Annotated in this window: 19 protein-coding genes, 1 other RNA gene and 1 pseudogene; 9 read left to right on the forward strand and 12 right to left on the reverse strand. The window is 43.0% G+C overall.

What is annotated here, in order from left to right; all coding sequences use genetic code 11:
* Positions 1–214: 214 nt before the first annotated feature.
* Positions 215–2,011 (reverse strand): N-acetylmuramoyl-L-alanine amidase, encoded by a 1,797-nt coding sequence (locus tag ACOCD9_RS11790; RefSeq protein WP_419547547.1) that lies wholly within the window; start codon positions 2,009–2,011, stop codon positions 215–217.
* Between the two features lie 196 nt (positions 2,012–2,207).
* Here ACOCD9_RS11790 and ACOCD9_RS11795 point away from each other — a divergent pair, with 196 nt between their 5' ends.
* Together ACOCD9_RS11795 and ACOCD9_RS11800 are read left to right on the forward strand one after the other, a co-directional pair.
* Positions 2,208–2,642: a peroxiredoxin gene (locus ACOCD9_RS11795; protein ID WP_061431517.1), complete on the forward strand. Its 435-nt coding sequence runs from the start codon at positions 2,208–2,210 to the stop codon at positions 2,640–2,642.
* Positions 2,643–2,922: 280 nt separating this feature from the next.
* On the forward strand, positions 2,923–6,498 hold the full coding sequence (locus tag ACOCD9_RS11800; protein WP_419547548.1) for an N-6 DNA methylase: 3,576 nt from the start codon (positions 2,923–2,925) through the stop codon (positions 6,496–6,498).
* Between the two features lie 162 nt (positions 6,499–6,660).
* On the opposite strand, the gene cruG is transcribed toward ACOCD9_RS11800, so the two are convergent.
* Both cruG and cruF read right to left on the reverse strand, forming a co-directional pair.
* The gene (gene cruG, locus ACOCD9_RS11805; protein WP_419547550.1) at positions 6,661–7,848 is read right to left on the reverse strand and encodes a 2'-O-glycosyltransferase CruG; all 1,188 of its coding nucleotides are present in this window, start codon (positions 7,846–7,848) and stop codon (positions 6,661–6,663) included.
* Position 7,849: 1 nt separating this feature from the next.
* Entirely contained in the window at positions 7,850–8,764 is a 915-nt protein-coding gene (gene cruF, locus ACOCD9_RS11810; protein ID WP_287699880.1) for a gamma-carotene 1'-hydroxylase CruF, read from the reverse strand.
* A gap of 495 nt (positions 8,765–9,259) precedes the next feature.
* Here cruF and ACOCD9_RS11815 point away from each other — a divergent pair, with 495 nt between their 5' ends.
* A complete protein-coding gene (locus ACOCD9_RS11815; protein WP_287699881.1) occupies positions 9,260–10,804 on the forward strand; it encodes a serine/threonine protein kinase in 1,545 nt (514 codons plus the stop codon).
* Positions 10,805–10,871: 67 nt separating this feature from the next.
* Here the strand turns inward: ACOCD9_RS11815 and ACOCD9_RS11820 are convergent, their stop codons facing one another.
* On the reverse strand, positions 10,872–12,461 hold the full coding sequence (locus tag ACOCD9_RS11820) for a glycoside hydrolase family 57 protein (protein WP_072926856.1): 1,590 nt from the start codon (positions 12,459–12,461) through the stop codon (positions 10,872–10,874).
* Positions 12,462–12,608: 147 nt separating this feature from the next.
* Between ACOCD9_RS11820 and ACOCD9_RS11825 the strand changes: the two genes are divergently transcribed.
* Positions 12,609–13,763, forward strand: coding sequence for a histidine kinase (locus ACOCD9_RS11825; RefSeq protein WP_104396387.1), 1,155 nt, complete (start codon positions 12,609–12,611; stop codon positions 13,761–13,763).
* On the opposite strand, the gene ACOCD9_RS11830 is transcribed toward ACOCD9_RS11825, so the two are convergent.
* Positions 13,741–14,568 (reverse strand): alpha/beta fold hydrolase, encoded by an 828-nt coding sequence (locus tag ACOCD9_RS11830; RefSeq protein WP_419547552.1) that lies wholly within the window; start codon positions 14,566–14,568, stop codon positions 13,741–13,743. The genes ACOCD9_RS11825 and ACOCD9_RS11830 overlap by 23 nt on opposite strands.
* A gap of 286 nt (positions 14,569–14,854) precedes the next feature.
* On the opposite strand from ACOCD9_RS11830, the gene rnpB reads away from it, so the two are divergent.
* Both rnpB and rnc read left to right on the forward strand, forming a co-directional pair.
* Positions 14,855–15,295, forward strand: an RNA gene (gene rnpB / locus ACOCD9_RS11835) — RNase P RNA component class A.
* A 200-nt stretch (positions 15,296–15,495) separates the two neighbouring features.
* Complete coding sequence (rnc, locus tag ACOCD9_RS11840) at positions 15,496–16,200, forward strand: ribonuclease III (RefSeq protein ID WP_287668630.1); 705 nt, start codon at positions 15,496–15,498, stop codon at positions 16,198–16,200.
* Between the two features lie 16 nt (positions 16,201–16,216).
* On the opposite strand, the gene ACOCD9_RS11845 is transcribed toward rnc, so the two are convergent.
* From ACOCD9_RS11845 to ACOCD9_RS11865, 5 genes and pseudogenes are all read right to left on the reverse strand, one after another.
* The gene (locus tag ACOCD9_RS11845; RefSeq protein WP_287699883.1) at positions 16,217–17,287 is read right to left on the reverse strand and encodes a WD40 repeat domain-containing protein; all 1,071 of its coding nucleotides are present in this window, start codon (positions 17,285–17,287) and stop codon (positions 16,217–16,219) included.
* Positions 17,288–17,374: 87 nt separating this feature from the next.
* A complete protein-coding gene (locus ACOCD9_RS11850; RefSeq protein WP_287699884.1) occupies positions 17,375–17,668 on the reverse strand; it encodes a hypothetical protein in 294 nt (97 codons plus the stop codon).
* A 364-nt stretch (positions 17,669–18,032) separates the two neighbouring features.
* Positions 18,033–18,222 (reverse strand): annotated as a pseudogene (locus tag ACOCD9_RS11855) (hypothetical protein).
* Positions 18,223–18,296: 74 nt separating this feature from the next.
* Complete coding sequence (gene gshA, locus ACOCD9_RS11860) at positions 18,297–19,451, reverse strand: glutamate--cysteine ligase (RefSeq protein ID WP_419547554.1); 1,155 nt, start codon at positions 19,449–19,451, stop codon at positions 18,297–18,299.
* A 39-nt stretch (positions 19,452–19,490) separates the two neighbouring features.
* A complete protein-coding gene (locus tag ACOCD9_RS11865) occupies positions 19,491–19,883 on the reverse strand; it encodes a pre-16S rRNA-processing nuclease YqgF (protein ID WP_016515004.1) in 393 nt (130 codons plus the stop codon).
* A 136-nt stretch (positions 19,884–20,019) separates the two neighbouring features.
* Between ACOCD9_RS11865 and ACOCD9_RS11870 the strand changes: the two genes are divergently transcribed.
* On the forward strand, positions 20,020–20,922 hold the full coding sequence (locus ACOCD9_RS11870) for a DMT family transporter (RefSeq protein ID WP_419547556.1): 903 nt from the start codon (positions 20,020–20,022) through the stop codon (positions 20,920–20,922).
* Positions 20,923–20,927: 5 nt separating this feature from the next.
* On the opposite strand, the gene ACOCD9_RS11875 is transcribed toward ACOCD9_RS11870, so the two are convergent.
* Both ACOCD9_RS11875 and ACOCD9_RS11880 read right to left on the reverse strand, forming a co-directional pair.
* The gene (locus ACOCD9_RS11875; protein ID WP_287699887.1) at positions 20,928–22,178 is read right to left on the reverse strand and encodes a vWA domain-containing protein; all 1,251 of its coding nucleotides are present in this window, start codon (positions 22,176–22,178) and stop codon (positions 20,928–20,930) included.
* 534 nt (positions 22,179–22,712) lie between these two features.
* Positions 22,713–23,936: an aminotransferase class I/II-fold pyridoxal phosphate-dependent enzyme gene (locus ACOCD9_RS11880; RefSeq protein ID WP_419547557.1), complete on the reverse strand. Its 1,224-nt coding sequence runs from the start codon at positions 23,934–23,936 to the stop codon at positions 22,713–22,715.
* Between the two features lie 119 nt (positions 23,937–24,055).
* On the opposite strand from ACOCD9_RS11880, the gene ACOCD9_RS11885 reads away from it, so the two are divergent.
* Complete coding sequence (locus ACOCD9_RS11885) at positions 24,056–24,889, forward strand: acyl-CoA desaturase (protein ID WP_002748596.1); 834 nt, start codon at positions 24,056–24,058, stop codon at positions 24,887–24,889.
* A gap of 490 nt (positions 24,890–25,379) precedes the next feature.
* Positions 25,380–26,552, forward strand: a complete 1,173-nt coding sequence (gene dxr / locus ACOCD9_RS11890; protein ID WP_287699889.1) for a 1-deoxy-D-xylulose-5-phosphate reductoisomerase — start codon at positions 25,380–25,382, stop codon at positions 26,550–26,552.
* Positions 26,553–26,577 lie beyond the last annotated feature (25 nt).

Below are 26,577 nucleotides of genomic sequence, written 5' to 3' on the forward strand. Positions count from 1 at the left end.
CAGACTTGGAAACTATCTCATCAAATTAGTTCCCCCATAGAACCTCCTTGAGCCATCTTGCACACTTTTCTCTTTTTGTCAAATTTTATGTTAAGAAAGATGTGACTAATGGATAGCTTATCAAGGGGGGCAGGGGGGATCGAACCTAAAATCCATTTTTAATTTAATTATAACCAGCTACTTAAGCTTATCTCCCTCCGCTTGCCATTAAATTTTAACTAGAAGCGATTACCCCAGATTGTTGAAACCATTGGCTAATTCCGGCGGCTAAAACTTGCGCTAGTTGTTTTTGTGCCTGAGTATCGGTAATCCATTCAAATTCTTGAGGATTACTCATAAATCCTAACTCTAATAACAAAGAAGGACTACTATAGGGACGAGTTAAAGCTAAATTATTCCAAAATACTCCATAGGAAGGACGGTTAAGATTTTTGGTTAAATAATCGTGGAGAAAAACTGATAGATCCGCTGCCTGGGGATGATACCAAAATATGCCAATTCCTTGAGTATTTAAGGCATCTCCATCATCAGGCAAAGCATTATAGTGAACCGATAGTGCTAGGGTTGGTTGCAGATTATTAATCATCTCTACCCGTGCTGGTAGGGATAGTTCGATGTCCGTTTCTCTGGTTAAATAAACTGTTGCCCCCAATTTTTCTAACTCCTGTTTAATTAATTTAGAAATAAGCAAATTAATCTCTTTTTCTGTGTAACCCGTTGGACCGACAGCACCGGTTTCTTTACCTCCGTGTCCGGGATCTAATAAAATAACTTTGCCCTGTAAATTATCACTTTTTTCTGGGGAATGACGCAGGGTTAAGATTAAATTTGTCCCCTGGTAACGAAGACTATAACCCCACTGTTGTTTTTGATTAAGATTAAAAGTGTATTCTATTGTGGTCGGGTTAATTTGTCGCCAATCTAAACGTCTAACTAAAGGATTATCCCCCAGAAAAATTGTATCGGTTTGGGCAATAGTATTATAAAGGGTCAAAATAAATTTATCATCCTCTTGTCTCACGGCGATGGGTACAGGATGGGAGAGGGGAAAAATAATTTCCGTTGCTTGATTGATACTTCGAGAAGAGAGACCGCGAATATTAGCATTATCTAGGACCTCATTAACTATTAAACGGGTTTCTCGCTCTAAAATCCAACCACCATAATCTAACCGTAACCAATCCCCTTCTTTCCCAGTGACTCTCGCTTTCGTACCTTGGGGTAAAGGAGTTAAACGGGAATAATCACTACCTGGTCCGGTGCGTGCTACCCCTTCCGCAACTATAATTTCAATCACTGGTAAATTTTGATCGCTAATAATGTTAATTTCTCCTTGACCTTGTTGGCTAATCGAGCGATTATTTAATTGTGCTGTAAAAATAGGTTTTCCTAAGTTAGCCTCTTGCTTAAACTGCTGACAACCTCGATAGTAACCAGTTTTATCCTCGGAATTCGCTTGATTAAGATTAGTTAAAACTGCGGCATTACTAGGCAGTTTTGTGGTTTGAGCTTGGGGTAAAAGAGGTAAGATTTTATCTCCTAACTGCACAGAAATCTGAGCTTGGGGAGTGGCAATCGCACTAAAACAAATCCATTCCCCCACTAACCTCGTCCTATGGACAGCAGGACTGAGAGAGTTATCAGCAAAAGCTAATCCTTGAGGAATAATTGCTTGAGTATCTCGACGAATTATTTGACGATTAATAGTTTGGTTTTGATAGCGAATAGTGAAATTATTTTCGCCAACTTCTAGGGGAAAACTAGGGGCAAAATATCCTTTAGCACTGCGTTGAATCGGTTGATTATTGAGCAAAACTTGACCCGATGGAGGAGCAGAGCCAATAAAAAAGATTCTCGATGCCGTGGTTTGATGATTATCGGGAGGATAAACAATCATTAATGAGGCAGATTTAGCGCTGATGCTGTGATAAAAACCGATTAATAGCACTAAAACTAAACCGATTAAGATATTTTGCCCAAAAGTTCTCACCTTTAACCAGAATAGCCCCATATTATCCCCCTCTTAGCTGACAAATATTATCCTAGGACAAATTCTAGAGGTTTGTTGTTCGTCTTCTCAGTTGTACTGCATTTAAACTGATCAGGAAATTCAGTACAAATGCTCTGACTTCTTCTCCCCTCTCCCTGTTTTTGACCCTCATCCCTTATGATCAATATAGATTAGCTTTTGTAAAGGAATCGGAGTTATGGCTTTAACCGTTGGAACAATCGCACCGAACTTTACCACCACCGACGATACTGGAAAAACCGTTTCCCTGTCGGATTTTCAAGGTAAAGTCGTAGTTTTATACTTCTATCCCAAAGATGATACCCCCGGCTGCACCAAGCAAGCGCAAAGCTTCCGGGATAACTACGAACAATACCAAGACAAGGAAATAGTAGTCTTCGGGGTGAGCAGGGATGACCAGGGTTCCCATGCACAATTTAAAGAAAAATACAGTTTACCCTTCCAATTGCTTGTAGATACCGATGGTGCTATCACCAAAGCTTATGACGTCGATGGGGGTGGCTATTCTAAGCGCGTCACCTATATCATCGATGCAGAAGGCAAAATTAGCCATGTGGATGACAAAGTGAATACCGCTAGTCACGCATCGGATATTCTCTGTGTCGTCGGTTAATTTTTCCTAAAATCTTTTCTGGGTGTGTTAGGGGGGCCTAATACACCCGATATTTATCTCCACTTTCCGCAGTTGGTGGTGAGTCTTTCGTCTAAAAAGGGTTGACAAGCTCAGGTGAGGACGGTGGAGCGTCAGGGTTATTTGTTGGGAGTTTGTGGTCATGCGTCATCTTTTTAATTATATTCCTCAGTTTTAACCGGCTAAACAGTAGGTTGTCTGAAATACCCAGTTAATATTATAATTTTTTTATCTCAGTCAATGAATCGGCCATCACACGCTTATGAGTTTAATTCAAGAAGGAATAAAAAAAGGCTTAATTAAGTTAGATGATGAGGAGAAATATATTACCTATATTAATCAAAATAAAAAGCGAAATTATAGCAATCATGAAGAACAGGTACAAGCTGAGACTTTTTTAAAGTTAGTTTTGACCTACGGTTATGATCAAAAGCGGATTCGGTTATTTGTTCCCGTAGCAATGGGATCATCGACCAAAGAAGCGGATATTATTGTTTATAATGATGATGGGCATAAATCGCCTCATATCGTTGTTGAATGTAAAAAACAAGAGGTTTCAGAATTAGAATTTACTCAGGCAGTAGAGCAGGGTTTTAGTTATGCGGTGGCGGAAGGAGCGAAATATGTTTGGATAACTTCCGGTATTAAAGATGAATATTATCAAGTACCAACAGAAAAGCCAAAGGAAAGAATTACTATCACTGATATTCCACAATCGGGAGTGGAAACATTAGCGCGTTTTAAATATGCTAAAGGTGGTGGTATTTCTAATGGACAAAAGTTATTTGAGTTAACAGTAGTTACAGAGGATGAGTTAACCCGTCGTTTTAAGCAGGCTCATCAATCCTTATGGGGAGGGGGAGAGTTGAATCCCTCAGAGGCTTTTGACGAGTTAGATAAGCTAATTTTTTGTAAAATTTGGGATGAAAAGAAAGCTCGCAAGGTAGGGGAACCCTACGATTTTCAGATCTTTAGTGTTGCACCTAAAGCTAATGAAAAAGAGGAGGAAAGAAAGCAACGGGAAAATAAGCAATTAAGTGAGCGCATTAAGGCTTTATATGAAGAAGGTCGTCGAGCAGATGCAGAAGTTTTTAAGGATGATATTCGCTTAAGTCCAGAGAAGTTGCGGACGGTGGTGGGTTATTTGGAAAGTATTAATTTAGGCGAAACAGACTTAGATAGTAAGGGTCGCGCTTTTGAGACGTTTATGGGGTCATTTTTTCGCGGAGATTTTGGGCAGTATTTTACACCTCGACCAATTGTTAAGTTTATTGTGGATGTACTACCCATCAAGCACAATTCTTTAGTTTTAGACACATCTTGTGGAAGCGGTGGTTTTCTGCTTCATGCGTTAGAGAAGGTTCGTACGGAAGCTGATGAATACTATCCCAATTATCAAACGGATCCGAAAGAATATAACAAACATTATCAGCATTGGCATAATTTTGCTCAGAGTAATTTGTTTGGCATTGAAATTAATGAACAGATTGCCCGGGTTGCCAAAATGAATATGATTATCCATGATGATGGTCATACCAATGTAATTGCGGCGGATGGTTTACGCGATAGCGAAGATTTAATTAAACGGACAGAAAATAAAGGCTTTACATATAATCGCTTTGATTTTATTATTACTAATCCGCCTTTTGGTTCGGTTATTAAACAAACGGAACAGGCTTATATATCCCAATATAGCTTTGCGATGAAGGCGGTAGATTGGTTAAATCCTAAAAGTAGAACAACGGAGCGGGACAGCCAAAGTACAGAAGTTTTATTTCTTGAGCAATGTCATCGTTTTTTAAAGGAAGGTGGCTATTTAGCGATGGTGGTTCCTGATGGTATTTTGACTAATTCAAGTTTGCAGTATGTCAGGGAGGGAATCGAGGAAAAATATCGCATTGTGGCGGTGGTTTCGTTGCCTCAGACGGCTTTTTCGGCAACGGGAGCGGGGGTTAAAAGTTCGGTTTTATTTTTGAAAAAGCATTCGCAAGCAGTAACGGAAAGTATTCAACAGGCTAAACTGGCTTTACAGGATCAAATTAAGCAAGGCAATGATTATTTAAAGTTATTGGATAAGATTGAAAATAATAAGAAGCGGCATTTAAAGGAGTTACGAGGTTTTGATAATGCTCAAAATTTGTCCGGTAAAGCGTTGACGGATTCGGAGCTTTATAAGGAGTGGAAAAAGTCGGTCACGGCGGAATATAATGACCAAATTGAGGCCTTAAAGGAGTCTTTGAGTGATCAGTATGGGGAAGAAAAGCAAAAGGTAATCGAAGATTATCCGATTTTTATGGCAATTGCCGAAGATATTGGTTATGATGCAACGGGTAAACCGACTAATAATAATGAGTTAGATTTTATTGGTCGGGAGCTTGCGCGGTTTATTGAGTCGATAGAGTCAGGAAAGGATGGTTTTTTTTTAGGTCTTGATGTGGATAAAGATAAAATATTTTTAGTTAATTTAGTCGAGATAGATGAAAGACTTGATCCAACTTATTACCTTCCTTCCTTGAGAGGAATTAATTATATTTATGAAACTAAAAAGTTGAATAATATTTCAAAATGTATAATACATCCACCTGAGCATAAAAGAATTTATGTAGATCGAGGCATACAGTTATTAAGGTCTCAAAATATAAGACCAGATGGAATAGATATTAGCAATAGTCCTGTTTTTCTTGATTCTTCAATATTATCTTCTACTGAAATTTTTCCCCGTATTGGAGATGTTTTAGTTGTTCGATCTGGTGTTAATGCTGGAGATACTGCAACAATTGATGTAGAACTTCCAAATATAGTCATTGGAGCAGATACCTTGTTAATAAGACTTGAAAATTCTGTAGAACCTAAGTACATTCAATGCTTTTTTTCTTTGGTAATTGGTCAAAAAATTATGCAAAGAAGTTTAACAGGAGCGACAAATAAACATATTAGTCCTTACAACTTAAGTAAAATCAATATACCTGTTCCAAATTTGAATATTCAAAAAATAATTATTTCACAAATGGATGATGCTTATGCGGCTAAAAAACAAAAAGAATTGGAAGCACAGCGATTACTAGATAGTATTGATGATTATCTGTTAGGGGAGTTGGGGATTGAGTTGCCTGAACCCGAAGAAAATACTATTAAAAACCGAATTTTTATCCGTAATTTAAGCGAAGTATCAGGCGATAGGTTTGATCCTTATCCATATCAAAATAAGTTTAAATATTTAGAGAATAAATTAAAATCAATGCCTATAAGAGTCAAAAAGCTGAAAGATATTGTATCATTTTTTGATTATGGTTTAATGCCGACTCAAGACTATGCTTTTTCAGACGCAGATGGTTTACCAATGATTAGAGTTACAAACATTAAAAAAGATGGCTATATTGATATGTCAGACATTAAGTATATTAAATTTGATACCCCAAGACTTTATCAAAAATTGGTTAAGGCAAATGATATTTTAATGGTACAGTGTGGTAACACAACTGGAAAATGTGCTTTCGTAACAGAAGAATATGAAGGCTATACTTTCGGGTCTTTTTCCTTTGTGATTAGAGGCGATAGGAACTATGTTGATCAGAAATATTTATTTAATATTCTGTCTTCTATTGTTGTTCAAGAGCAACTTAACAAAAGTCTAACTATAACATCAGTAAGACCTAACACATCAAAACCTGATGTTCTAAATTTTAAAATTCCTCTGCCTCCTCTTGAAAAACAAATAGAAATTAGTGAGCATATCACCGCAATTCGTAATCAAGCCAAACAACTCCAACAACAAGCCAAAGACGACCTAGAAAAAGCTAAACAGGAAGTCGAAGCCATGATTTTAGGTGATGACTAAAAGCCTAATTTATCGGCTCTTCTAGGTTCTGTGTGATCAGTTTAACTTACAATATGATCGATCTTTGTGTCCTCTGTGTCTTTGTGGTTCGTTCCACTCCCTCGCCAACAGGACTGTATCTTAGAATCCATTTTACCCACCAAACCTAAGAGAGCCATATTTTTAATACAATCGACCGCGCCAACTTTGGGGACGGGTAAAAGCAGAGATAAAAATGCGGATAACTGCCAGCGGATCCGCGAGGGGAGATAGCCAAAATAATCCCGAAGATAGATTGACTTTTTCGCCGCGATAGTAGCTAGGAGAGACAGCCAATAAAAGGGCAAAACGAATCAATAACAGCAGCAGGTTTAAAGTCAAAACAATTTTTAAACTCAGGAAATTGTAGCCAAAAATCAAAGCTGTGAGCAGTAAAGGGGTGATAATTATCGGTAATCCCTGAGTAAGAGCTAATAAAGCTAAATCGCCCCATAATTGCCCCTGATAGGAGGCATCTTTGAGGTCAAGAGATCTGCCCCATTCGCGCCAAGTTTCCTTGAGTCCTTCGTACATCCGCACGCGAATCAACTTCGCCCCATCGAGAAATCCCACCCGATAGCCTTTCGTTGCCGCTAGACGGGCCAGGGTGACATCATCGCAAAAAGAACCTTTTGCCCCGCTATAACCGTTTAAAGCCGCTAAAACTGACCGCCGGCAGAGAAAACATTGACCATTGGCCATGACTCGTTCGGGATCTTGCCCGCGCACTCCAGCCGCATCAAAGCGATAGAGCAAAGTCATCAATAAAGCCGGCTGTAACCACCATTCTCCCGGATAGGAGAGGATAAATTGCGGCGACAGGGAAACTAAATCGTAACCTTCTGCGATCGCAGCTTTAACTAAACTAGCCACTAAATTTGCTTGGGGTTGGGTATCGGCATCAATGCCCAAAATCCAGTCACTTTTAGGAGAACTAAACAAAAAACCATTGTGTAACGCCCAGGGACGACCTACCCAATCGGGAGGCAAAGGATAATCGGTTTTCAGGCGAAAGCGGGGGTCTTTTGCCGCCATCTCTTTGACTTTTTCCCGCGTACCATCTTGGGAATTGCTATCGACAATCAGAATTTCTCGCACTTCGTAACTCTGTTGACTCAATCCCTGTAAACAACCGTCAATCCTGGCCACTTCGTTTAACGTCGGCACAATCACGCTTACCGTCCCTAACATCTCCGGGGTGGGGGGTTGGGGAGTCAGGGGAGGACGACGACGCGCCCCTTTTAGCAGACGGGAAAGAAGGATAAAAAAGGCAACAGCCTGAGACAGCAGTAGCCCCAGGCAGAATGCACCGAGAATTATCTCAGTTAACAACTTATTTGGCTCCTCTCACCGAAACAACGGGGATTTTTAGGGTTGTTACTTCGCTGGTTGCCACTGTTTGCCCGGAAGCAACAGCCTTGGCGCGATTATAGAGGAGTATTAAAGGCAGAATACCGGTGAGTAATCCTAAGAAAATCGGCGGATAAATACCAGCACCGATACTCATGACCGTAGCAAAGCCAAAATTACCCAAATACATCACAAAAGGCAGGGTTAAATCTTGACTTGGCAGTTTCACCGGTTGCACTTGCCAGATTAAAGTGGCTACCGTCATAAAAACACAGCCTGTACCGAACCAACCAGCAAAATTTTCATAGGGCATCCCAAAAAAAGCCCCCGGTTGTTCCCAAATCCAGAAGGGGATGGTACTTTGACTCATGGCCGGATCTAGGACAAAATCCCATGAAGTTAATAATACCGCCCCGATAGCGATCGCTCCTAGATTTTGTAGCCACTGGGGTATAGCAAGAGTGGATAAACCAACACGAGCGATGATATAGGCACTAAAACCGAGATAAAACCAAGATAGGGGGATAGTAAAGGGGACTAAACCCGCAATTTTGTAACCTAAGCCCGAAAGATAACGATAATGACCGAAAGGAAAGCCGGTACTGGTTCCTAATAGTTCGCTACAAAGGGATAAACTGATAGCGGGAACCATGAATCCTAACCAGTGCCACACTCCTAGAGTCCGATAGGCATAAACAGCCACGGCTGCCATTCCTAACACCATATACACCACACCCCCCCCGGCCATTGACCAAGCAAAGGCGGTTTTGCCAAAATCCGGTAAATTGGCCACAAATTCGGGATGGGGCAAGACTAGCAACAATCCCGCTAGTCCAAAAGCCATCGATACAATATGACCGATGAGCAGAGCTTTTTCGATCGCAATTAGTCGTCTCATTAAATCTCTAGCACTGCGAAAGGATAATCATTTTCAAGTTTACAAATCTTTATTAAAGAATTATTACGCAGATCGGTCACTTTCGGCAAAAAAGTTTTAGGGGGGTTAGGGAGTTCCCTGTCCTAGTTGTTTAGGAGTCAGTCCCGATGAAAAAATTTTCACCCCCACAGATGAAAGAGGTTTCTTTCCCCACACCCTACACCCTACACCCTCTTTCAAGTCAGGAGAATCAAGAACGAAAATAATCAATCAAATTGTCTATCTAGAGATTTTATGCTATTTTATACTTAGTTTTTTCATTTTTTTCAACCCCCAAAAATTAATTAGGCAAGAGGCAAGGACTAAAAATGCCTGAAAATATATGTTAACAATCATGCTTTTAGCCTAAAAAAAGGGCATTCTAAGGTTAAGTCCTCTCGATCAGCCACGGATTGCAGCAGTTCTTAAAAAAACTCTCTCCACCAGACTCACTATAATTAACACAGTAGCCTAGTTATGTCGGCAGATTCTAGACATCGGCGCCTACTTGCCAATCGATACCAACTGGTCGAGTTGATCGGCAGCGGTGCCATGGGACAAGTATATCGAGCGGAAGATAAACTCTTAGGTGGCGTAACCGTCGCCGTGAAATTCCTCTCGCAAACTCTCCTCAACAAAAGAATGCGCGAGCGTTTCGAGCGAGAGGCGACTATTTCGGCACTTTTAGGCGAAAAAAGTATTCATATTGTTAAAGTTCGTGATTATGGTGTAGATGAAAAGGAAGTCCCCTTCTACGTCATGGAATTTTTGCAGGGGGAAAGCATAGGAGAAATCATCAAATATCACCCGCTGCCTCTCTCGCGCTTCTTTCATCTCACCCGTCAGATTGGTTTCGGCATCGAATGCGCCCATAAGGGTATTATCTTCCAAGGCGAGATCTGTCCAATTATTCACCGGGACATCAAACCAAGCAATATTATCATCATTCAGGACTCAGGATTAGGGGAATTGGTGAAAATTCTCGATTTTGGCATCGCTAAACTCATCCAATCGGGAGAATCCCAAACCCAATCGTTTATGGGAACCTTAGCCTATTGTTCCCCAGAACAGATGGAAGGTAAAGAACTCGATCATCGTTCCGATATCTACAGTTTCGGGATCGTGATGTACGAGATGCTCACGGGAAAAACGCCCTTTTTTCCCGATAATTCCTCCTTTGGCGGTTGGTATGAGGTTCACCACTACGCTGAACCCCGTCCCTTTAATCCTAGCTTGCAATTACCGCCAGAATTAGAACAGTTAATCCTGCGCTGTTTAGCCAAAGCACCCAGCGATCGACCGCAAAGTGTTACAGATATACTACAACTTCTCGAACGACTCGAACCCCTAGTCAAAAATAATCAACCCAATAAATTGCATCGTATCGGTGAAATAGTCAAAAAAATCGACGATTACACCACTAAAATTAAAACCCTTGAAGATTTAGATCGAACCGGTCTTGCTGTCGCTAATACTAAGGATATCTGTCTCAAGTCCAGTTGGCCCGAGGATAAACCGCGCCAAAAAATCGTCTTCCCACGCTGTATCAAGGCTGCTGACGGCGTTTTTGCCAGTTTATGGGTAATGTTGGATCGAGAAGATATCCCCGTCCGGGTTGCTAGTGTCCGTTATAATCAATTTCTCTTCTTACCCACACCCCACCCGATGATTCTCTGGATTACTGTCCTCTATCATCGTCAACAGGGGCCGCGCTGGTTGCCCTGTTATTTGGACTTAAAAACCCCCCAGGGTCAAAAAATGACCAAAACCCTTGGCGAAACTGGTCAATACTGGATTTTATTTTTCTCCCTCGAAGGCGGCCCGATCTGTGAAAATGTGATCACCGCCAATATTCCCACCAATCAATGCCAAATTTTGCAGCAATGGCTGACCGATAGTCAATTGGCCCAGGTTGGCAGCCCACAAATTAGCAAGCGGATGTTAAAACGGAAACTCGAGGAACTTAAACCCAAAATTCTGGCCAAATTAGCCTCAGAATTAGCCCAAGACACACCAATTTAACTTTCTAAAAAATCAAATCGGGGGGGTATTAACTAACCCCCCCTTTTATCTATACTACTCACCCAGATTACAGAGGTCGATAGACACGGTAATCAATATTGGGGAAAATATTATCGATTTCCTCGACTTTTTCCAACCAACCAGAGTCAATCTTCTCCGATTTCACATCTTCATAGATTTTATTTAACCGCAGCAGGTGGGAACGAGTGCGCCGGACAGCATAGGGAACCATTGTACCGGTTCGCATAATAAAAGCCCAGTCAGAAGATTGCGCTAATAATAACTCCCGGGCCGCCTGATTTAAAGCCCGTTCCTGCAATTCATCCTCCGCTTCATGATGACTTAATTCAATCATCCGTTCTGTGCCTTTGTGCAGGTGAGGATAGATCCAAGCGTTAGTTTCATTGAGCCAGTATTCATGGAAACCCTTATAACCCCAACTGGATTGGGAAGGACGACAGACCTGCTGATGGGGGTTAGACCGGAGATAATCGGCTAAATGGGTCATTTGGTAGATATTTTGGTCATACCAAGACTTGCGGAACAGAAAATCAATAAACCAGGGTCCCTCATACCACCAGTGACCGAATAACTCGGCATCGTAGGGAGAAACAACCAGGGGAGGACGGCCCATAATTCCCGCTAAACTCTCCACCTGCCGCTCGCGATTATACATAAAATTGCCCGCGTGTTCGGCGGCTTTTTCTTTGGCCCAGTAAGGGTCATAAAGTCCTTTTTCCGATAAACCACCGTCCCGGCTAGTGATTTTGTGGTATTTGATGCCTATATTCTTGCGTTGACCGTTGGGCATGATATAGGGCTTAATATACTCGTATTCCGCTTCCCAGCCCAAATCTTTATAGAATTCCCGATAAACTATATCCCCCGGATAACCGACTTGGGAAGACCACACCTGTTGGGAAGATTCATGGTCACGACCGAAAGCAGCCACCCCAGTTTCCGTGAAAATGGGCGCGTAACTGCCGTAACGGGGACGAGGACGACCGTAGAGAATACCGTGGCCATCGACGAGGAAGTAACGAATGCCCGCATCGGCTAACATTCTTTCTACCCCTTCATAGTAGGCACATTCCGGCAACCAAATGCCCTTGGGACGACGACCGAAATTTTCTTCGTAGTGTTGACAGGCCACCTCAATTTGCGCCCACACCGCTTGTGGGTACATTTTCATCAGGGGCATATAACCGTGAGTCGCACCACAGGTGATAATTTCTAGGTTATTACTGTCGAGGAATTGTTTAAATGCCTTGACCAGATCTCGATCGTATTTTTCCCAAGTTTGTCGGATACTTTGGAAAGATTCGGCGTAATATTCGGCTAAGTAGCGAATATGGCCATTATGTTGATTATGGTCGATTTCTTTAGCAATTAATTCTTCTAACTTACCTAAGTGTTCTTCATAACGCTCTTGCAGTAACGGATCCCGCAGCATCGACACCAACGGCGGAGTCATGCTCATGGTCATTTTAAAATCGATACCATCCCGCTTGAGACCTTCAAAAACTTGCAGCAGAGGGATGTAGGTTTCTGTGATTGCTTCGTATAACCATTCTTCTTCGAGGACGTAATCGCTTTCGGGATGGCGAACGAAAGGGAGATGAGCGTGGAGAACTAGGGCAACATAGCCAAAAGCCATAGGATTTCTTCTTAGAATTAAGGAATAAAACTTTAAGATTAGGTTGAGTAGATTTTATACTATCTTAAGCTTCTACAATAAAGAATATGATAAAAGTCGATCGACGATCGATCAATCCCGTCAATCCCTAGGTTTACTAATTTTCCGATGCTCCCATCTAACGAGCCACTGACTGCTTTAGGGAGAGAGACGACAACGCCTCTCTCGATTCAACTTTTGCTGTTTGTTGATGACCGTCCCAGTTCTCAAGAAATTATCCGTCAAATTCAGTCCTATCTCCAGTCTTTAAAGTCTGATTACCCAATTGACCTACAAATCATCGAAATTCGCCAGCAACCTCATTTAGTCGAACATTTTCGCCTTGTAGCTACCCCGGCCCTGGTCAAAATTGCCCCCGCCCCCCGCCATACCCTCGCGGGCAGTAATCTGGTGGAACAGTTTAAAAAATGGTTGGTACGCTGGCAAAAAGCGATTAAAGAGGAGGTCAAAAATCATCACGCTGAGGATGAACAACGTCAAGAGGTGGAACATTCGGGCGAACTCATCCGCATTGCCGATGAGGTTTTTCGTCTTAAACAGGAAAAGGAAGAATTATTAGAACAGTTGAAATTTAAAGACCAAATTTTGGCTATGTTAGCCCACGATTTACGCAGCCCTCTCACCGCTGCTTCCATCGCCGTGGAAACCCTAGAATTAGCCTATCATCAACCGGATACGGAGCGCAGTCTGCAATTACGAGAACAACTGCACCAACAGGCCCGCAAACAGTTCCGGATTATGAACCGTTTGATCACGGATATTCTGCAAGCTTCTAAGAGCATGGCGGCGCAATTCACTCTCCACCAGAGTAAATTTTATCTTCAAGCTCTTTGTCAGGAAATTTTGTCTCAATTTACCGATATTTTTCAGGAAAAGACTTTAACTCTCCAAAGCGATATCCCCCAAGATCTGCCCCCCGTCTATGCTGATGAGGAGTTAATCCGACAGGTGATTATTAATCTCTTGGAGAATGGCATCAAATATACTCCCCCTGGCGGCGAAATTACCCTTTCTGTCCTCCATCGTACTACTCAAAAAGTACAAGTGAGCATCAGTGATACCGGCCCCGGCATCCCCGAAGAAAAACAAGAGCATATTTTTGAGGGTCATGTGCGTCTCAAACGGGATGAGGGTAAAGAAGGTTATGGCATCGGTTTATCGGTCTGTCGCAAGATTATTCGCGCCCACTACGGTCAAATTTGGGTGGATAGTGTCCCTGACCACGGCAGTAGTTTTCACTTCACCCTGCCAGTTTATCGCTAAAATGCTCCGCTAACCAATTATCAATGTCCCCTAAAACTAAGTCGGGGATTTCCCAGGGGAACAGATGGGCTGTATCTGGGTAACATTTCCACCGAGACAGTTTCAGTTTTTCGGCTGTTTCTTGGCTCGAGGCACTGGTAATATGGCGATCATTTGCTCCCGCCAGAACTAAGCAGGGAATTGTGATTTTGTCAAGAGATTTTAAACAATTGTAACCTTTTTTTAAAGCCCGATTTAAAGCGCGATTAGCAGCTGGAGAAGTGCCTAAGTAGGCGGTAACAGCATCTTGAGCGAGATATTGATAGGATATCGCTTGATGTTGTGAAAAAAGGTACTGAAACAGGGAACGACGGGCAAAAGTATCAATATTCCAACGCCATCCCGGTTTAATCTGATTGAGAATTGCCGCCATCCCCGTCAAAATCAGATCTGTGGTGGTGATAGGAGGATGACTACCCCAAGGCCGTGCGGCCGAGGCCACGAGAATTAAACCAGGAAAGCGATCAGGATGCCGCAATACTAATTCCAGTGCGATTATACCCCCCAAAGACCAACCGAGAATTAAACATTGCTGGATTTTTTGGCGATCGAGCAGCTCGATTAAATCCTCTAGATGTTCTTCTAGCTGAAAATCCAGGCGATAACGACTTTTACCGTAGCCGCGCAGATCCGGGGCCAGGGTTTGCCAGCGTTGGCAAAAATGATCGGTAAATACAGACATACTGGATGCCGAACCGGGATGACCGTGCAGACAGAGGATCGGATAGCCATTACCTTTAATGTTAACGTTTAGAGCGATCGACATTGATCAGTTATCAGTTATCAGTTATCAGATTTGAGTTTTAAGTGAGCAGTATGTAAGTACCTAAGCAAAATTAATTACACACATCTAACCCCGCTCTTGCCTATTGCCTCTTGCCTATCTTCACTAGGAAATTAATTTTGCACGACTACTTATTAAGCGAGCAGTATTAAATAGCAGTTTCCTGCTGTCTTTTCACTGTTCACTGTTTACTGTTTACTGATCACTGATTATTGACTAGGATATATGAGCGATCGAGTCTCTGGTAAGTCATACTAGAGAATAGGAGAGAGTTGGTCTAGAGGTTGCGGGGTCATTTGATTAATGATTCCGAGGAAAGTCCGAACTCCCGAAAGACCACACTTGCTGGATAACGTCCAGTGCGCGTGAGCGTGAGGATAGTGCCACAGAAAAATACCGCCTCCTTTTTTCAGTGATTAGTAAACAGTAACGAAAGTAAATTCACTGATAACTGATAACTGATTGGGGGTAAGGGTGCAAAGGTGCGGTAAGAGCGCACCAGCAGTATCGAGAGGTACTGGCTCGGTAAACCCCGGTGGGGAGCAAGGTGGAGGGACAAAGGTTGGTCTTTTTCCTGTCCCGTTTTTAGGAACCGCTTGAGGTAATTGGTAACAATTATCCCAGATAGATAACCTCTATTCCAACAAAGGTAAAAGCAATTTTACTGCTGTTGGGAAATACAGAATTCGGCTTATGTCTGACTCTCTCCTTTATCAGTTATCAGGAGGCGGTCGGCGGTCGGCAATAGGCAGCTTTGTTCTCCCCATCACCCCACACCCGTTCGGCTGAGCTCACGGCCGAAGCCCACACCCCACACCCTACACCCCACACCCCACACCCGTTCGGCTGAGCTCACGGCCGAAGCCCACACCCCACACCCTACACCCCACACCCCTTCTTCTCGCTCCCATGTCCTTAAGTGATCCGCGTCGCCAAAAACAATTAAAAACCCTAGTGGAAAAGCTGGGTTTATCGGCTGATGTCCCCGTCAGGTGGGATTTGTTAGATTTGGCCCTAACTCATCCCAGTGTTTCGCGTGATAAGAATTATGAACAATTGGAATTTGTGGGCGATTCTGTGGTAAGACTCGTGGCGGCGGAGGTATTGTTAGAAACCTATCCAGAGGCGCTCGTGGGAGAATTTGCCGCCCTGCGATCGATGATGGTTAGCGATCGCACTCTGGCGGAATTTGCGGATCGCTACGGTTTCGAGCGTTATTTGTTGGTATCAAGTAGTACGAGTATCGATCAAGCGGGGCGAATTTCTCGACTAGCAGACGCTTTTGAGGCGGTCTTGGGAGCATTATATCTTAGTACACAGACGATGATTTTAGTGCGTTCTTGGTTAGATGAACCACTGCGGGAAAAAGCGGCCGAAATTCGTCGAGATCCGGCCCGACAGAATTATAAGGATGCCTTGCAGGAGTGGACACAAGCAACATACAAAAAACTGCCGCAATATTTAGTAAAAGAAATCAATGGTTTAGATCAAGAACGTTTTTGTGCGGAAGTGTGGTTAAATGAGCAGAAATTAGGAGTGGGAACTGGCAGAAGCAAAAAAGCAGCGGAACAGGCAGCGGCGAAATCGGCTTTTCTAGAAGTGGTTAAAGGCTAAATCAAGGCATTTTTGCCTAACGGACGAATTGCCAGAGGCGAATTTTAAAATCATAATTACCACTAGCCAAATACTGCCCATCGGGACTAAAAGCCAGGGATTCCACCCAGTCGGAATTATTATCAAACCAGGCTAACTGTTTACCCGTGGTCACATCCCATAAACGCACCCCGTCATTACTAGCACTAGCGAGAATTTGTCCGTTAGGATGGAGTGCCAGGGAACGGATTCGGGCCGTATGACCGACGAGGGTAAATAATAACTGATTATTGCTCGTATCCCAGATTTTAATCGTGCGGTCTAAACTACCGGTAATTAAATTTTTACCGTCGGGAGTGTATAAAAGCTTGCTAACCGCTTGGGGATGGGCAGAAAATTTCGATAACAATTTGCCCTCGCGGATGTCCCAAAAATTTACCTCACCGTTTTCATGACCACTGGCAAGGGTGACACCATCGGATTTCATGCCTAGGGAATAAACAAAATTACCCACCCAATTTAAACGATAGAGGGGACGGCGGGGGGGTTGCACTGTCCAGAGGCGAATTCCTTCCAAACCACCACTAATTAACGTTTTACCATCGGGAGTAACCGTAAGGGCGAGGACAGTATTACCGTGTTCGAGGGCAATTCCTAAATACTTGCCTTCCACCAGATTCCAAAAATTAATGGAACCATCTGAACCGCTACTAACTAATAATTTTTCGTTGGGACTAATGGCTAAAGCTTTGACGCTAGTTCTTTGGGCCCGAGTTTGGGAAACTTTTTGCCCTGTTTTTACGGACCAAATTCTCAGGAGAGGATCCGTATCACTACCACCAGCGAGAACCAATTGGTTATCGGGGCTGAAAATCACAGCATTAGGGGTGGATTGTTGCCCTTCTAAGGTTTTAGCGAGGGTAAGTCTGCCTAAACCCTCTACTAGGATAGTTTCTGGGGTTTTTTCGCCACTTTCAGCTGCGGGTTTAGGGGGAGCAATAGGACTTTGGGCCTGACTAAGCTGATGTTGCCCGATTGTCAGCGTGGTTAGGACACTGACCACAATTGCCCCGACAAGTTTCTCCCCACCCGTAAATCGGAATTTCATAAATTTAGTTGAATATTAACAAATGAACGGTGCTATAGATTCTAGCCTTTGAGGGGATTGATTGCCAAGCAAGGTGAAATTTTTGAGCTAAGAAGGTCGATTTTTTTCATTTTTCAGGGTCGGTAAAGCTACTTGACCCGATTGGGGCGGTAAATAGTATCTTGCCGCTTCTTCTTTGTTGATTGCCTTGCTTTTTTGGCTCTGTTGCCACCTGGCGAAGATAGCGATCGCCATAATCGTTGCCCCTAAAGACAGCAGTGTCCATCTTTGTCCTAGAACCCCGATGATGACATCTACTGCCGCTGCGGTAAAGATAAAGCTAGTTATTGGTTCTTGACGGTAAGCTTTCTTGAGAAAACGCGGCCAGAGGAGATTACTCATTTTATCTGTTATTTCTACGGTTTCGATAATTCCAGCTTATCCTATTACCCTGAAAAATGTTGTCGCTCGGGTGAAGGAGGTTTTTCAGTTATCAGTAAACAGTAGAACTCTTGCAAATTAATTATATGTTATAAGTAGTCGTGCAAAATTAATTTCCTAGTGAAGATAGGCAAGAGGCAAGAGCGGGGTTAGATATGTGTAATTAATTTTGCTTAGGTACTTAATGATCGGTTGACTAATTTTCCCCCAAAAATTAAGCTAGTTGGTACATTTGTTTTAAATGAAAACCTGAAGTTTTACTTTTAACTCAAAACTCTTTAGATATGCTTTAATTTGGTGGCTCTCCTAGACTGGTTATAGCCAATTAGTAGTTTAAATGGTTCTTCGTTATCTGGTATGGTTCTATCGGGGGGCATAAATCGACTAAATCCTTATCTAGCAAGAGACTTAATTGATTAGTTCGCTCTAGATTGAAAACAATTGACAAATATCGCAGCAATATCTTTCTCTATAAGGGTTTCATCTCTTATAATCCCGTCCCTTGCATAACACAAACCGAAGAACCGATAAGATTTACTCATCACCATAACCTCAAGAGAGCCAAATAATTAGAGAAAAAGTCTTTTATTCACGCAACTAGAATATGCTGACATAATTTATGTTCTAACTCTCGTTCCTCTTTTTCTAGGGTAAGAATCGCCTGTTTGATAATACTTTTAACATCCATCCCCTGGTCGTATTGTTTTAACCATTGTTGTGCCGTGTTACCTTCGCGGAGGATTTTTTGTAGGGGAGAGAGGAAACAACTAAAACCCCTTTCTTTAGCGATCGGATAAACTTGAACATAGAGGTCTTTAATCCAATCCCTAGCTAAGATTTCCCGGCCATCGTACCAATGTCTCAGGGTGGCATCAAGACTAAAACGCGCGGCAGCCTGTTCGTTTTCTTGAGTTAAAGTTAATAAATCCTCGCTACGATTGCTGCTGGGTAATTGACTTAAAATTAAGGGGTCTAATTGGGGATCCTGTAAAAGTTGAGTTAAACGGGCCTCTAAAAAAGCCATAACTGCTAATAAACTAATAGGATTAGCAATCAGGTCACAAATTCGCAATTCTAGACGATTGAGATTATAGGGACGATTGCCACCGTTAGGACGTACCGAAACCCAGAGATGACGAACATTCTGCATCGTACCGAGTTTTAATTGTTCCTCAGTCCAGGTGACAAAATGTTTATGACTTTCAAAGAGGGGAACATAAGCGGGAGTTTGGGGGAAAACTTGCCAACGACGGGAATGGGACCCAGTGATTTTCCCATCGAGAAAAGGAGAGGAAGCGCTTAAAGCCAAGTATAAAGGAGCTTCTAGGCGAATTAAGCGACAGGCACGCATTAAATCCTCATAATCGCTAATACCGACGTTAATATGAATACTGGCCGTGACTACATTAGTGCCGTAGGTCTGTTCGATATAGTCATGATAGGGATTGTGGGGGTCACTGCGATAAAAATATTGACTATCGCCCAAGGAGAGGGTACTGCCGGGGATGAGGGTATAATCGCCTAAACGACGCAAATATTGCCGTAGAGCCAGACGAGGTTTTAAAGTAGCGCATAAAAGACGGTCATAGTTAGTCATGGGAGCCGTAGTATATTCTACGTTACGACTATCCGGTTCCCGGACAAAACCATCTAAATCCTTGACAATGCGATCGGATAAACCGATAATTTCTCCGGCTGCTGTTCCGGTGTACATTTCCACTTCAAAACCTTTACTTAGGAGCATCGTCAATTCACCCTGCTGTGTCTAATTTGTAGTGTGACATTATTTGGACTGTAAATGACGTTCAATCAGCAGAATCGCTACTATATCATCAATGGGGCGATCAGGAAGACGCATACCTTGGGGGATGAGTTTCTGTAATCCTTTGGGGGGGAACATTTGCCAATAGCGATCGCGAGCTTCTAGGGTACTATTGCGTTCATCTACTAGAGTAATCGGGACGGTGACACGAGCGGCAATTTTTTCGCGCCAACTTTTTGAGGTGGTTTGATTCCCCATCACCAATAATTCGATCGGATATTGTTGACAGAGACTGGCTAAACGCTCGATCGCCTGTGACGATGCTATCACCTCATGGGTATAAATTTTCCCCGTCGATGACCTGACGGCGATCCCACATTTGTCCTTACCCGGATCAAAACCGAGAATACACATAGTTTTTATCTTCTGCAGCAGTGGTCGGTTTTATTAAATCACTAAATTAGCGGGGGTGTGGGAAGTGGGGATAATAAATAAAAATAGTCTCGGAGTCTCGGAGTCTTCTTAATACTGTCTCCTGACAAATATGATAATGCTCAACGGATTTAGTCTCGGTGAAAATTTAACGGGAGAGATAGCGGCTTTGAGTACGGCGGCGCTTTGGGCGATTTCTGCGGCGATTTATAGCCTATTAGGCCAGAAAATCCCGCCTTTATTGCTTAATTTTCTGAAAGGAGTAGTCGCGATCGCTTTAATTGCCCTGACGCTGCCCCTTTCCGGACAATGGCGCGATATTAATCAACAAAGTTCGGTATTTATACTCTTGACAAGTGGCGCAATTGGTATAGGAATCGGTGACACGGCCTATTTTACCGCCCTCAATTATTTGGGACCGCGAAAAACCCTCCTGTTAGAAACCCTTTCGCCTCCCTTGGGGGCGATTCTAGCGGCGACTTTTTTGGGGGAATCCCTGAAAATATCGGCTTATATTGGCATGATTTTGACCATCTTCGGGGTTGCTTGGGTTATTTCCGAAAAAACTCCCGAAATCAATAGTCAACGTCCTTGTCGGCGAGGAATTGCCTGGGCTTTAATCGCTGCGATTTCCCAAGCGGTGGGAGCGGTTTTATCTCGTCAGGCACTGGTAGAGTCGGGAATGTCTTCTTTGCAGAGTGCCCTGTTTCGTCTGTTAGCGGGGACGGGAATAGTGTTAATTTTGATGTTTTTTCGCCGTCAGGAATCATCGCCAGCGATTAACTGGTCATTGCGTCTGATTGCTATTATTATTGTCACCGCTTTTGGCAGTACGTTTTTAGGGATATGGTTACAGCAAACTGCTCTAAAATTCTCTCCTGTGGGTATTGCCCAAACTCTCACCGCTACCAGTCCTTTATTTGTCCTGCCGATCGCTGCCATGATGGGGGATCGGATTAACTTGCGGGCGATTTTCGGGGTGATGATTGCTTTGCTGGGAATCGGGATTTTGTTTCAATAAGTGGTTTATCCATCGGTTTGTAGTCTTGTTTTAGCAATAATGCGGGTTTTCTTTAAATCACCCTCGCTCAATTCTTCTCCCACCTGTAAACGGGTGGCATTAGTTTGGAGGACAGTGGCGGCATTTTTTTCTCCCAATTGTAGGGCGGTTTTGGCTGCGGTTTGTAGCATGGTGGCGGCGGCTGCTCGATCGCCCTGTTTTAATTTTTCTTCAGCGATTTGGGTTTGACGATATTTGGCTAAAGTCAGAATTGATTTCTGAACTTGATCGTTTAATTGGGATTGATAGAGAGCTTGGGAGGTGATATCAAGGTTAAAAGTCGCAGTTTCTAGCCCTTTTTGACCGGAAGCGGGATCATCGTAGCGAATCTTCACCTTAGCTATGGTGTGAGTACCGGGGGGAATTTGGTCAATATAGAGATTGAGGAGGAGAATTTTTTCTTCATCTATCATTAAATCCCCCAAACGGGTGATGTAAAAATTACCCTCTTTTTGTAGGCTCATTTCTATGGTTTCTGGGGCAACTTGGGCGATGGGTTTTAAGTCGGCTAAATGAGTCCGAGCATCTAATTCTAATTGCAGGAAAGCGTTAGTTAACCGCACAGATTGCAGACGGTTAAACAGACGAGTAAATTCAATTAAAGCTTGTTCGGGTCTTTCGATATAGGATAAACTTCCGCCGGCGATATCGGCAATTTTTTCTAGGATATCTTGATTCCAATGATCGCCAAAACCGAAGGTATTTAAGGTGATACCATACTCAGCCGCTACTGCGGCTAATTTTAAACAGCGTTGATTATTTCCGTGTTCATTTTCACCATCGGTAAGCAGAAAAATATGAGATACATAACCTTTGCTGCCGCTAGAACTTTCTTGAATACCTAATTTTATCCCTTCATCGATCGCCGTGCCTCCTCCCGCTTGTAACTGTTTAATTTTTGAGCGAATTAAGGTCAGATCATCCTGTCGTGATTGGGAGGGAAGAATAACTTTAGCGCGATGATCGAAAGCTATCACCGAGAGACGATCGTTAACTCCGAGGGATTCTATTAAACTTAAGGCCGCTTTTTTTACCGTTTCTAGGGGTTTTCCCTGCATAGAACCGCTATGATCGAGAACTAAACAAAGATTAATCGGTAAATTTGTGTTGATCTGTTCACTGGTGGCGGCGATCGATAGCATCAGTTGACGTTGACTGCTGCTTTGATTAGCATCGATATGACTGTCACTCAAGGCCGATTTTAGAGTTACCCGCATAAGAACTTTTTATCGTGGTCGTTGATATTTATATTGTAATGAGTATAGTTAGATTTGTGGTTATTTTCCCATCTGGCATCGAGTTAGACAAGTTCGAGAAGTGGCTGCATCTCATTTTTGTCAATCTACATTGATCTTAAAAATCAGGAATTGTCCCCACAAAAGAGCCTAAATCAATCAATAAGTCCTGAACAAAAATAGAAAAGGAATAAATAAGTAGGTAGGTATTAAAAACTTTCATATCCCCCCGCCTATCGGCACCCCCCTTATCAAGGGGGGATTAAAGGCAAAATCCATTTTAAATTTAATTATAACCAGCTACTTAATGATGGGGAAAGTCTGTATTAATGGCACTTTTGCTCCTTGACTGTTCCCTTCTTGTTAACCACAAAGACAGGAAGTTAGGAGATAGGGATTTAGGGAGATGGGGAAATTTTAGCTAAATTCCCTAACACCCCAAAACCTATCTATCCCCAAGAAAAACTTTTTTAGCAAACTTTAACTAAGGGAGAGAAGGAAAGTGAGAGGAACCATTTAAGATAAAGCAGCGATCGCTTGTTCTAAAGCTAGAGAAATATGAGTCCAATGGGTTCCTCCCTGACAGAAAACGATATAGGGTTCCCGTAGGGGTCCATCGGCGGAGAATTCCGAGGTGCTGCCATCGATAAAAGTGCCACCAGCCATCACTACTTGGCTCTCATAGCCCGGCATTTGGGCAGGAATGGGATCCAAGTAGGAACCGATGGGAGAATAGGCTTGAATGGCTTTACAGAAGGCGATCAGCTTATCGGGAGAACCGAGTTTAATTGCTTGAATAATATCGCGTCGAGGTACAAAAGGGGCAGGATTGACCGGATAACCCAACTTATCGCCCACATAGGCGATTAAATGACTGCCTTTCATCGCTTCTCCCACCATTTGCGGCGCTAGAAACAATCCCTGATAAAGGAGACGATTTTGGTCAAAAGTTGCCCCTCCCTCGCTACCAATCCCCGGTGCTGTCAGACGATAGCAGGCCATTTCCACTAATTCCGCTTTACCTGCTATGTATCCCCCGGCCGTGACGATTGTACCTCCGGGATTTTTAATTAGAGAACCGGCCATTAGATCTGCCCCCACGTGGGTGGGTTCTTGGGTGCTGATAAATTCTCCATAGCAATTATCGACAAAACAGACTGTATTCGGGTTTTGTTGTTTAACTATACGGACAATTCTCTCGATTTCGTCAATAGACAAACTTGAGCGCCAGGAATAACCGCAAGACCTTTGAATATGTACTAAACGGGTTTGGGGTTTAACTGCTGTTTCTAGAGCTAACCAATCGATCGCACCAGTAGAATCTAGCTCTAATTGCCGATAACTAACGCCAAAATCCTTTAAAGAGCCTTGACCACTGCCCCTAATCCCAATTACTTCCTCTAGGGTATCGTAGGGCGCACCGGCTACCGCTAACATCTCATCCCCCGGTCGAAGAACCCCATACAAGGCACAGGCGATCGCATGGGTTCCTGACACAAATTGTACCCGCACCGCCGCCTTTTCGGCCCCCAGGGCTTGGGCGAACACTTGATCTAAAGTATCCCGTCCCAAGTCATCATGACCATAACCACTAACACTAGCAAAATGATGCACCCCGACCCGGTTTTCACGGAAAGCAGCGAGGACTTGACGGAGATTTTCCTTGACCTGTGCGTCAATTTCCGAAAAAATGGGCAGTAAGGCCTTTTCTGCCCTGTGGAGTAGAGAGGGGATATCCATCAAACAATAGACTGTGATATTTGTTACTATTTATTAAGCGTCAAAGTTTCCCCTGTGTCAAATCGAGACAGATAAGACAATGATGCTCTGTCTCCTGTTGTTTCCCTTTGGGTTATTCAATGACTGTTGCGACTTCCGAAAAACTTCCCATTGACTGGGTGACTCTCATCTACATGGCTTTTATCCACTTAGTGGCTCTTTTAGCCTTCTTGCCTGGCAATTTTAGCTGGGGCGCTGTGGGAGTGACATTGATTCTTTATTGGATTACCGGGGGTTTAGGAATTACCCTCGGTTTTCATCGTTTGGTTTCCCATCGGAGTTTTAAGACTCCCAAATGGTTAGAATACTTTCTGGTTTTGTGCGGAACCCTCGCTTGTCAGGGGGGTGCGATCGCATGGATAGGTTTACATCGTATTCATCATAAATATTCTGATACTGCTCCCGATCCCCACGATTCTAATAAAGGTTTCTGGTGGAGTCACATGGGTTGGATGTTGCACGAAATTCCTGCCGACGAAGAAATTGCCCGTTTTACCCAAGATATCGCCGACGATCCTTTCTATAAATTCTGTCAAAATTATTTTGTTCCTATCCAAATTGTTTTAGGCTTAATTCTCTATGCTATGGGTGGTTGGCCGTTTGTAATTTGGGGAATTTTTGTTCGCTTGGTCTTAGTTTTCCACTCCACTTGGTTTGTCAACAGTGCCACCCACAAATTTGGTTATGTTAGCCATGAATCCCACGATAATTCTAAAAATTGTTGGTGGGTTGCTCTCTTAACTTTCGGTGAAGGTTGGCACAATAATCACCATGCCTATCAGTATTCTGCCCGTCATGGCCTACAATGGTGGGAAGTTGACCTGACTTGGATGACCATTCGTCTGCTGCAAATTCTGGGATTAGCTACTAATATTAAGTTGCCTCCCACCACAGCAACGGCGACAGAAAGTTAGTTTTATCCAGTTGTTAAATAGATTATAAATCTAGCCGAACTTAAGTTTAAGTTCGGTTATTTTTTCTCCGACTTAACCCAAATCTGACGGCTTTTCCCACGGCACAACTGAGGAATATAGGTACGGCGAATCCTCCCCCAAAAAAAAGAATTAAGGACAGAATCCCTTTCATGAATGCTGCTGCTGCCGAACATTGACTGGGGAGAGCGCAACTCATCCCAAGAGCGAAGGATAACCAAACAAAAAAGAAAACACACAGGGGAAATAAGAGGCAAAAAACCAGACCCCCCGCTAGACAGCCTAATCCATTGGCCGTTCTATTCGATTTCTTCTCTGTCACCATCTCTATCGCTAACTCTTTCTAACCCATAGCACAAAAAAGTCAAACTAGCAACTTTTTTAACAAATATTTAATATTTACTCTGATGTGCCAGAAAGACCCCAGAGAACGTATATTTAAAGCTAATCCCCAAATTATATTAAGTTTCTAATGAAAAAAATCTCGATTTTAGGCTCTACAGGCTCGATCGGTACTCAAACTCTCGATATTGTCACCGATCATCCCGATAAGTTTCAAGTGGTGGGATTAGCCACGGGTAATAATATTCAACTACTATCGGAGCAAATTTGGCAATTTCGCCCGCAAATCGTGGCGATTAACAACGAAAGTCAACTAGAAGACCTAAAAAGCCTAATTTCCGACCTTGACTATACCCCGATTATCCTAGCAGGAAAGGAAGGAGTAATCGAAGTGGCCCGTTATGGCGATTCCGAAAGCGTCGTCACGGGAATTGTTGGTTGTGCGGGATTGCTGCCGACGATTGCCGCTATTACTGCTGGTAAAGATATCGCTCTCGCTAATAAAGAAACCCTGATTGCTGGCGGTCCGGTGGTGCTGCCTTTAGTGGAAAAACACGGAGTTAAATTATTACCTGCTGATTCGGAACATTCAGCTATTTTTCAATGTTTACAGGGAGTTCCCACCGGGGGATTAAAAAAGATTATTCTCACCGCTTCTGGGGGTGCTTTTCGGGATCTACCCGTGGAAAAATTGTCACAAGTAACCGTAGCTGATGCCCTCAAACATCCTAACTGGTCGATGGGCAGAAAAATCACCATCGATTCGGCTACTTTAATGAATAAAGGTCTAGAAGTTATCGAAGCTCATTATTTATTTGGTGTTGATTATAATGCGATCGATATTGTTATTCATCCCCAAAGTATTATTCACTCTTTAATTGAGTTACAGGATACCTCGGTTTTAGCCCAATTAGGCTGGCCTGATATGCGTTTACCCCTGTTATATGCCTTGTCTTGGCCTGAAAGAATTTATACCGATTGGGAACCTTTAAATTTAGTTAAAGCCGGCAGTTTAACCTTCAAAGAACCCGATCATCAAAAATATCCCTGTATGGGATTAGCTTATGCAGCCGGCCGCGCAGGTGGGTCAATGCCAGCAGTATTAAATGCGGCCAATGAACAAGCAGTAGCATTATTTTTAGAAGAAAAGATTAGTTTCTTAGATATTCCACGGGTGATTGAAAAAGTCTGCGATCGCTTTGCGATTCATAACAGTTCTACCCCTAGCCTAGATGACATTTTAGCCGCCGATGATTGGGCGCGTCAAGAAGTATCTAATTGTCTGATTGCCAATCCGGTCTAGATAGTCTAGAACCTGTAGGGATGTT

This window comes from Microcystis sp., from assembly GCF_048564745.1.
Lineage (GTDB): Bacteria > Cyanobacteriota > Cyanobacteriia > Cyanobacteriales > Microcystaceae > Microcystis > Microcystis ichthyoblabe_A.